7 protein-coding genes and 1 pseudogene are annotated in these 8,570 nt (G+C 71.3%); 4 read left to right on the forward strand and 4 right to left on the reverse strand.

Annotated features, from left to right (window positions below):
* Nucleotides 1-321 precede the first annotated feature (321 nt).
* Entirely contained in the window at nt 322-1,485 is a 1,164-nt protein-coding gene (locus DN069_RS37040) for a ScyD/ScyE family protein (RefSeq protein WP_165845808.1), read from the reverse strand.
* Nucleotides 1,486-1,771: 286 nt separating this feature from the next.
* Between DN069_RS37040 and DN069_RS37045 the strand changes: the two genes are divergently transcribed.
* Both DN069_RS37045 and DN069_RS37050 read left to right on the forward strand, forming a co-directional pair.
* Nucleotides 1,772-2,140 (forward strand): PPOX class F420-dependent oxidoreductase, encoded by a 369-nt coding sequence (locus DN069_RS37045; RefSeq protein WP_111507646.1) that lies wholly within the window; start codon nt 1,772-1,774, stop codon nt 2,138-2,140.
* A gap of 16 nt (nt 2,141-2,156) precedes the next feature.
* Nucleotides 2,157-2,324, forward strand: a pseudogene (locus tag DN069_RS37050) (isoprenylcysteine carboxylmethyltransferase family protein); the annotation flags it as partial.
* Nucleotides 2,325-2,393: 69 nt separating this feature from the next.
* Here DN069_RS37050 and DN069_RS37055 read toward each other — a convergent pair.
* Nucleotides 2,394-2,873 (reverse strand): winged helix-turn-helix transcriptional regulator, encoded by a 480-nt coding sequence (locus DN069_RS37055; RefSeq protein ID WP_111507647.1) that lies wholly within the window; start codon nt 2,871-2,873, stop codon nt 2,394-2,396.
* 58 nt (nt 2,874-2,931) lie between these two features.
* On the opposite strand from DN069_RS37055, the gene DN069_RS37060 reads away from it, so the two are divergent.
* Entirely contained in the window at nt 2,932-4,389 is a 1,458-nt protein-coding gene (locus DN069_RS37060) for an MFS transporter (protein ID WP_111507648.1), read from the forward strand.
* Between the two features lie 629 nt (nt 4,390-5,018).
* Here the strand turns inward: DN069_RS37060 and DN069_RS37065 are convergent.
* On the reverse strand, nt 5,019-6,425 hold the full coding sequence (locus tag DN069_RS37065) for an RICIN domain-containing protein (RefSeq protein ID WP_111507649.1): 1,407 nt from the start codon (nt 6,423-6,425) through the stop codon (nt 5,019-5,021).
* A gap of 187 nt (nt 6,426-6,612) precedes the next feature.
* Nucleotides 6,613-7,230 carry a TetR/AcrR family transcriptional regulator gene (locus DN069_RS37070; protein ID WP_111507650.1) on the reverse strand — a complete coding sequence of 206 codons (618 nt, stop codon included), beginning with the start codon at nt 7,228-7,230 and terminating at the stop codon, nt 6,613-6,615.
* Between the two features lie 111 nt (nt 7,231-7,341).
* Here DN069_RS37070 and DN069_RS37075 point away from each other — a divergent pair.
* Nucleotides 7,342-8,570: NADH:flavin oxidoreductase/NADH oxidase family protein (locus DN069_RS37075; protein WP_111507651.1), on the forward strand; the 1,229-nt coding region annotated here is incomplete at its 3' end.

Below are 8,570 nucleotides of genomic sequence, written 5' to 3' on the forward strand. Positions count from 1 at the left end.
GGGGTGGGATCCGGGCGGGCGGCGACGGTCGCTCGCAGTCAATCCGCAACATAACGGACAGTCAAGCACCGCATGGACACCACAGACTGCGCCCGGGTCCCGGGCTCTCCGCGGAATCCCAGCTCACGGCCGCCGCGGCGCGCCCGACCGGGTGAACCTGGTAGCGCTGACGGGTCGGACCGGCGACCGTGTCGGCGTCGACGGGATCATCGTGGTGACGGTCGATCCGGCCACGGACCTGCTGTGGCCGGTCACTTCACGGTGCCCTCGCCGAACCGCCCCCGGCACGGCGCCGGGGGCGGTCCTGGGAACGGCGGACGGTCAGTGGTGGTCGGGCAGGTCGATCCGGAGGACCTGTCCGGCACCGGGCGGGAAGCCAAAGCCGAAGTTCGACACGTACAGGGTGTCGTCGGGACCGAAGGTCATGCCGGTGGGGAAGGTCAGTCCGCTGACGACGGTGCGGAGGCCGTGGTCGGTCACCTGGACGACCTTGCCGGTGCCGGGGGTCGGGTTTCCGGGCGCGGTGGTGCTCTCCAGGGCGTAGAGGCGCCCGTCGTGGTCGAAGGCGAGCCCGAGCACCGTGGTGAGGCCATGCCCGAGGACACGGAAGTGGCCGTTCTTGGTGACGGAGGCGAGGAACTGGCTGCCCGGGTTGACCGGGAACGTGCCGAGGTTCGAGAGGAGGAATCTGCCGGCCCGCGTGGTCAGTGCCGTGGGCACCACGTGGCCCAGGTGGGCGGAGACGTCGACCACGCGGGAGATGTGCCCGCTGGGGCTGATCCGGTCGAGTTCGCCGTGGTTGGGCTCGACGGCGTAGAGGTCGTCGCCGGCGGCGACCATCGAGTACCAGGTGCCGTCCGGCTCGAAGTCTCCCGGGTTGGGGTGGGCCACCGGGTGGGACATCTGGAAGGCGCTGAGGTTGGCGACCTGGCGGACGTGGTGATCCTCGACCCGGAGCACCGCGTTGTGCGTCCCGGCGAGACCGTGGGAGCAGCCCGCTCCCGAGGTGACCGCGTACAGGTGCCCCTCGAGGAATGCGACGGCGGCGACGCCACTGACCAGCCCGCCCGAGGCGGCATTGGTCTGGCTGGAGGGAAGCCCACCGACGACGGTGGTGCGCCTTCCGTCGAGCGTGATGCGGGAGATGCGGGAGGTGAAGCCGCCGGTGTAGGGACCCACGTCGGGCACCTGCGGGCACGTCCCGACCGTGCTTGCGGTGCCTCCGCTGCCACCCTCGGCGACGTAGAGCCGGCCGTCGGGGCCGAAGGCGAGTCCGCGGGGGTTCAAGAGCCCCCCGGCCAGCACGCGCACATGGCCGCCGAGTGCCTTGACCTGGGGTTCGACCATGGCTCCGGCGCCGGTCGCCGCTGCGGCGGTCGCTACGGACGTCGGCGCGGCGAGGCCGAGCGTCGCTGCCGCGAGTGAGCTCAGGCAGAGGAGGGAGAGTTTGAGCAGGCGGCCGTGGGATCTGACGTGGGGTGACATGACACCGTCCTTCGATCTGCCCTCGCCTGACGCAAGGGCAGGTGTCGAGCACCCGCGCTGGGCGGGCGCCTCGTGGATGGGAACCCCTTGACGATAGGTCGGCATATCGGGCAAATCATTATTATTCGCTCTCGCGAGCGAACGCCTGGGCCAGTCGCGCCTCCGCGTGTCGGTGTCAGCGGCTGACCCCCGCCCGTACCGAATCCGCCGATCGCCGCGCCCGGCCGGGAGTCCGGCCGGGCGCAGCGTCCCCCCATTCGCTCAGGTCGCGTGGAAAGGTGCAGTCATGGCCCACTTCACCGAAGCACAGCGTGTCTACCTCGCATCCCAGCGGCTCGCCCGCATGGCCACCGTCGACCCCGCCGGCCAGCCGCAGAACAACCCGGTTGGGTTCTTCCTCCAGGACGACGACACCGTGCTCGTCGGAGGCCTGCGCATGGGCGCCACGAAGAAGTGGCGCAACCTGCAGGCGAACCCGAAGATCGCCCTCGTCGTCGATGACCTCGTCAGCGTCCGACCTTGGCGCGTCCGCGGCGTCGAGATCCGCGGCACCGCCGAACTCCAGGTCGGCCCGCACGATCTGGGTCCCCACTTCAGCCCGGAGGTGATCCGCGTCCACCCCGAGAAGATCATCCACTGGGGTCTGGAGGCCTGACCCGACGACCTGCGTCCTGCCGTGGCCGGGCTGGCCCGCGCTGGCCGTGACGCTGCTGGCGCAGGCGCTGCGCTGGTGGTGCATCACCATGCTGGGACCGCGTTGGAACACCCGGGTGATCGTGGTTCCCGGCCTGCCCCTGGTGACCCGCGGCCTGCGGCACCCGCCTCACCCCCCGGTCAGCGACTTGCCCCGCTGGTTCAGACGCCCGGCCGAGGTGGCCGCTTGCGGGCGCCCGAGTCGGGGCGGACCGTCAGCCTTCGAGTGGCGTTCCCAGGACGAGCTCCTCCTCGGGCACGGCATGGCCGGCCTCGCAGCGCAGCTCCGTATGGACCGGTTCTCCGCAGCCCGCGTGAGCCAGGGGGGTCGGGCCGTAAGGGGACGGCGCGTAGCGGCCGCCCCACTCCAGCAGTGCGGTCACGACCGGCAGCAACGCATGCCCGGCCTCGGTGAGCACGTACGCGTGGCGCGTGCGCTGACCCGGCTCGCGGTAGGGCTCCTTGGCGAGCACGCCCGCGGCGACGAGCTCCTTGAGCCGCTGCGCCGCCACGGCCTCGGTGACCCCGACCCTCTTGTGCAGGGAGTCGAACCTGGTGGCGCCGTGGAAGGCCTCCCGCAGCAGCAGCATTGCCGTGCGGTTGCCGATGAGCTGCATGGTGCGGTCGATGCCGCACCGGTCTCCGAGCGGCGTGTCGCCGCGACTGGCGAGCCTGCCTTCGAGCTGGACGGTCATGGATCCAGAGTACGACCTGGCTTGCAGAATCCATAGTCAGGCGTCTAGCGTGCTGACTATGTCATCGCATAGTCAGCGGCAGCGCACGAGGCTCGCGGTCGCGATCCTGACCGGTTCGGCGTTCCTCGCCAGCCTTGACCTCTTCATCGTCAATGTCGCCTTCGACGAGATCGGACGGGACTTCGGCACATCCTCGCTCGGCTCGCTGAGCTGGATCCTCAACGCCTACGCGGTCGTCTACGCCGCGCTGCTGGTGCCGATGGGTCGCCTGTCCGACCGGTACGGCCGCAAGGCCGGCTTCGTGGCCGGCCTGCTCGTCTTCACGCTCGCCAGCCTCGCCTGCGGCTTCGCGCCGGGCGTCTGGTGGCTGGTCACCTTCCGCGTGGTGCAGGCCGTGGGAGCCGCCCTCATGACCCCCGCCTCACTCGGGCTGCTCCTCGCCACCCTCCCCGCGCAGCGGCGGGCCGGCGGAGCGCGCCTGTGGGCGATGACCGGCGCGGTCGCCGCGGCCTTCGGGCCCGCGGTGGGCGGGGGACTGGTCCAGATCTCGTGGCAGACGGCCTTTTGGATCAACGTCCCGATCGGGCTGGGACTGACGTTCGCCGCCGTCAAGGTGGTGCCCGACGTGCGTCACAACACCGAGGCGCCTCGCCCCGACCTGCTCGGCGGCGCGGTCATCGCCGTGGCCACGGGGGCGCTCGTGCTCGGTCTCGTCCAAGGCAACGACTGGGGCTGGTCGTCCGGCCGCGTGCTGGCCGCCTGGGCGCTGGCCGTCGTGGGCCTGGCCGTCTTCGTCCGGCTCATCACCCACCACGACGCCCCCGTGATCGATCCCGCCCTGCTGCGCATACCGTCCTTCGCCTGGGCCAATATCGCGCAGCTGCTCTTCAACGTCGCCTTCGGCATCGGCCTGCTCTCCCGCGTCCTGTGGCTGCAGGAACACTGGGGCTACTCCGCCGTGCGCACCGGCCTGGCCGTCGCGGTCGGCCCGGCCCTGGTGCCGATCACCTCCCTGCTGGTCACCCGACTCCTCCCGCGCGCCGCACCCGGGCGCGTGGTCGCCCTGGGCTGCCTGCTCCTGGCCGCCGGCGCGCTCTGGCAGGCGACCGCGACCGGAGACCAACCCGCCTATGCCACGCAGATGCTGGGCCCCTGGGTCGTCTCCGGCATCGCGGTCGGCCTCGCCCTCCCGCAGCTCACCGCCGCCGCGACAGCGGCCCTGCCCCCGCACCAGGCCTCCACGGGATCCGGTGTCGTCAACATGGCGCGCCAGCTCGGCCTGGTGGTCGGCACGTCGATCATGGTCGGCCTGCTCGGCGCGGGCCTGCCCTCTCTCGCCCGCTTCCAGCACGTCTGGGTCTTCATGGCGGCCTCCGCGGCGGCGGCCGCTGTCGCGGCGCTCGTCATGGGCGCTGTGCGCGGCCCCGCGGTCGCGCTGCAGCGCAGCGCCGACGTCGGCCGTGCCACGGCGGAATCGTCCGATCCGCAGCCCAGCAGCGGTCGCCCGACCGCCTGAGCGCGCCGGAGCACGCGGCGCTCAAGGCTGCTGCCGGCGCAGTCCTTCCAGCGGCAGGTCGACCAGCTGCCGGGGGTTGTAGCGCGGGTCGTCGTCGGCGCCGAGGTACAGGTTGCCGATGCCTCGCATCAGTGTGTAGGGCTCGATGGGCCTGATCTCCCCGGCGGTGATCGACGCCTCGATCAGCTCCCGGGCCCGGCGCTGTCGGAAGCGTCGAGACCAAGTAGGCCAGGTCGACGAGCGGATCCACGTGATCGCCGCAGATCTGCCGCTCGGAGGGGGCCTCCGCTGACCGCGGCCCGGTCGCGCGGTGGTCCTTGGGTCCCGTCACCGCTCCCGACCACGCGATCCCCTGCGTCGCGCGGGCTGGAGCGATGCGGGAAGGGGTGCGCTGCCCGCGCGCCGTTCGGGGGGTTGGTGCGCGGGAGCGCTCCCAAGAGGATGGCTTGCTTCCGGGGGTTCTGTCCAGATGGCGACTGACAGTCAGCGGCCCTGATCTCGACCGGCGTTGAAGTCAGGGCCCAAGGAAGTGCACCGTGGAAGTGAGGCCGGTCGAGTCGGCCGGCCTCGCATTCCCTGCACCTGGGCGCGGTCGCCGGCCAGGTGCAGGGCGACAGCGAGGTTCGGTTCTATCGGGCGGCGAAGTCCTGGTTGTCGCCGGTGCCGGTCTTGCAGGTCCACTGGTCGAACGCGGCTCCGGGCGTGGTGACGGCGCCGGCCTGGTCGAGGCAGAGGCCGCTTTTCTGGTTCTTGAACTGCCACGTTCCGTCGGCCTGTTGGATCGGCAGCCAGAGACCGTTGGAGGTGCCGTTCTGGGTGTACTGGATGACCGCGGCGCCCTTGGTGGTGGAGGCCGACTGGACGACCACGTCCTTGCCGCTGTTCTCGTTCTGCAGCTCGCCGTAGCCGCCGGAGACCGGGAGGAACTGGAACTGCTGGCCGCTCGTCCCGCTCGCCCCGCAGGTGTTCTGGTCGATCACCGCGCCGTTGCTGGTCGACGCGCCCGCGACATCGAGGCACTGTCCGCTGTGCTGCACCACCAACTGGTGGTAGCCGGACGGGAACGAGCCGCTGGCGCCGCCTCCGCCACCGGTGCTGCTGGTGATCTTGTTGAAGGTCTTGGAGTAGGCGTAACCGGTGCCCTTGTCGTAACCGTCGACCTCCCAGAAGGCCAGCTCCTGTACGCCGTGGGAGGCGGCGAAGGACTCCAGGGTGACGGCGTTGGACTGGCTGAAGACCTCGTTGTCGTCGTTCTGCCCGGCGATCGGGGTCAGGCCGAGCATGCCCCATGCTCCGCCGGAGGACACCCCGAAGATCGACTCCAGTTGCGGGACGCTGCCGTTGGCCGCGGACTCCGCGTCGTTCAGGGCGTTCTCCCCGTCGCCGAAGTCCATCGTCATGATGTTGACGAGGTTGACCTTGACGCCGGCGTTGACCGCGTCGTTGAGCATAGAGGTGACGTCGGACGGCATGCCGGTCGGGTCGACCGGCACGGTGAAGTCGACCTGCACCGCCGGGTTCGCGGCCTGGAGTTGGGCCAGGGCCTGGTCGCGCCGGTGGTCGGAGGCGGTGTCGTCCAGCACCGAGCCTTCGATGTCGAAGTCCAGGCGGGTGACGTGATAGGTGCTCACCACCTTGGCGTACGCGGCCTCCAGGCTGGAGACGGAGGTGCAGGTCTGGGCCAGCTCGCCGCCGGAGGCCCCGCCGAAGGAGGGGATCACGTTCCCCCCGGCCGCCTGAAGCGCCGAGACCTGGGAGGTGAAGGCGTTCATCGGGTCGTTGTTGTCCTCCCACATCGGCGTACAGCCCGACTGCGGGGTGAGGAACGCGAGCGAGTAGAACGCGGTGCCGGACGCGCTCATGTCGGCCGCCAGGTCACCCGCGTCCGCCGCGCTGATCTGCAGGTACGGGGCCGAGTAGTGAGCGGGGAACGCGGGCGTGGCGGCGTGCGCCGGCACACCGAGGACCGCGGCGGTCGCCGCGGGCAGCAGCGCGGACGCGCCGAGGACGAGGAACGTGCGGACGCGGTGGGGCATGCGTGGACCTCCGACCGTGGGGGTGGTGGAACCTGGCGGTGGCGCGGGGAACGTGGTTAGTAAGGTTTCCTAACCACATTCGGGAAGGTAGAGACCAATCCCGGTGGCGTCAAGAGGTATGGACCATTCGCGCGACCGCGGTGGGTCCCGGCCGCCCTGGGTGGCCCCGGTTGTCGCTGACAGTCGCTCAGCTGCCGCTGGGTGCTTCGTCCGTGTGCGTCACCCGGCCCGCGGTGGTGGCGAAGAGCGCGTGCACCGCGCCGCGGACCTGGGCGGCGACGACCTCGGGTGTGGTGGTGTCCAGCTTGCCGTCCAGGTGCAGGAACGCCAGGCCGTGGACCAGGGCCCAGACGGCGGTCGACAGCGCCTCGGCGTCGGCGTCGGGGAAGACGCGGTGGACGATGTCCCGGACGTACTGCGTGATGGCGGTGGTCGCGGCGACCCGCTCCTCGTTGGTCTGGTCGCAGGGCTCGGCGAACATCACGCGGAACATCGCCGGGCGGTCGAGTGCGAAGCGCACATAGGCGATCGCGACGGTGGCGAGCTCGTTGGGTGTGCCGGGGGAGGGGTGCGCCGCGGCCAGGAGCTCGGCGAGTTCGCGGTAGCCCTCGGCGGCGACCGCGGAGACCAGCGCGTCACGGTCCGCGTAGTGGCGGTAGGGCGCCGTCGCGGACACGCCCGCCCGCCGCGCCACCGCGCGCAGGGACAGGCCGGCGCTGCCGTCCTCCTCGAGCAGCTCGCGGGCCGCGCGCAGGCAGGCCGCGCGCAGATCACCGTGGTGGTACGGGCCGGTCGCCAGTGACATGGGTCACCCTCTCCAATGTTTACGTCGCTTACATTGCTCGCCTAATGTGAGCGGTGTACACATCCTAGTCCGACGTGGACGAGGAAGAAGACGCCGAAGAAGGAGAAGCGGATGGCCAGCGACTTGTTCTCACCCCTGCGCCTGCGCTCCGGGAGCGTTCTGCCCAACCGGATCGCCAAGGCGGCCATGGAGGAGAACATGGCGGGCCCCGGCCAGCTGCCCGACCGGCAGTTGGTCGAGCTCTACCGGCGCTGGGCCGCCGGCGGCACCGGACTGCTGATCACCGGCAACGTCATGGTCCACGCCGAGGCCCTGACCGGCCCCGGCGGAGTCGTGCTCGACGACGCCGCGCCGCTGGAGCCGTTCGCCGAGTGGGCCAGGGCGGGCAAGTCGGCCGGTGGGCAGATCTGGATGCAGATCAACCACCCCGGCCGTCAGATTGCCTCCGACATGCCCGGCGTCGTGTGGGGCCCGTCCGCCGTGGGTGTCGACCTGGGCCGGCACAGCGGCCGCTTCGGCCGTCCCGTCGCGATGACGGCCGAGCAGATCCGGGACACCGTGGACCGCTTCGCGGTCACCGCCGCGCGCGCCGAGGAGGCCGGGTTCGACGGTGTGGAGATCCACGCCGCGCACGGGTACTTGCTGTCGCAGTTCCTGTCGCCGCTCGTCAACAAGCGCACCAACGCGTGGGGCGGCTCCCTGGAGAACCGGGCCAGGATGCTGCTGGACGTCGTCCGCGCCGTCCGCGCCGCCGTCTCCCCGTCCTTCGCCGTCGCGGTCAAGCTCAACTCCGCCGACTTCCAGCGCGGCGGGTTCGACACCGACGACGCACGCCAGGTCATCGAGTGGCTCGCGCCGCTCGGCGTCGACCTGGTCGAACTGTCCGGCGGCAGCTACGAGAGCCCGGCGATGACCGGACGCCCCGCCGACGCGCGCACCCAGGCCCGCGAGGCCTACTTCCTGGACCTGGCCCAGGACCTGGTGACGACCAGCCCGCTCCCGCTCATGCTCACCGGGGGCATCACCCGACGCGACACCGCCGAGAAAGTCCTGGCCGGCGGCGTGGAGGTGGTCGGGATGGGCACCGCCCTGTCGGTCACCCTCGATCTGCCCAAGCGCTGGGCCGAGGGCCGCGAAGCCGACCGCCAACTGCGCCCGGTCACCTGGTCCGACAAGGCTCTCGCCTCGGCCGCCGGGATGGCGCAGGTGCGCCGCCAGCTGCGGCGCATCGCCCGCGGCGGCAACCCCGCGCCCGGTACCCACCCCGCGGTCGCCCTGATCGGCGAGCAGCGCCTGCAGCGCAAGGCGCTGCGCCGCTACCGCGCCTGGCTGCTCACGAC

The organism is Streptacidiphilus pinicola (assembly GCF_003258295.1).
Taxonomy (GTDB): Bacteria; Actinomycetota; Actinomycetes; order Streptomycetales; family Streptomycetaceae; genus Streptacidiphilus; species Streptacidiphilus pinicola.

What these genes read in the sequence shown, in the direction of transcription:
- DN069_RS37040 (WP_165845808.1), bottom strand. Translation starts at nt 1,485, where the DNA reads ATGTCACCCCACGTCAGATCCCACGGCCGCCTGCTCAAACTCTCCCTC.
- DN069_RS37045 (WP_111507646.1), top strand. Translation starts at nt 1,772, where the DNA reads ATGGCCCACTTCACCGAAGCACAGCGTGTCTACCTCGCATCCCAGCGG.
- DN069_RS37055 (WP_111507647.1), bottom strand. Translation starts at nt 2,873, where the DNA reads ATGACCGTCCAGCTCGAAGGCAGGCTCGCCAGTCGCGGCGACACGCCG.
- DN069_RS37060 (WP_111507648.1), top strand. Translation starts at nt 2,932, where the DNA reads ATGTCATCGCATAGTCAGCGGCAGCGCACGAGGCTCGCGGTCGCGATC.
- DN069_RS37065 (WP_111507649.1), bottom strand. Translation starts at nt 6,425, where the DNA reads ATGCCCCACCGCGTCCGCACGTTCCTCGTCCTCGGCGCGTCCGCGCTG.
- DN069_RS37070 (WP_111507650.1), bottom strand. Translation starts at nt 7,230, where the DNA reads ATGTCACTGGCGACCGGCCCGTACCACCACGGTGATCTGCGCGCGGCC.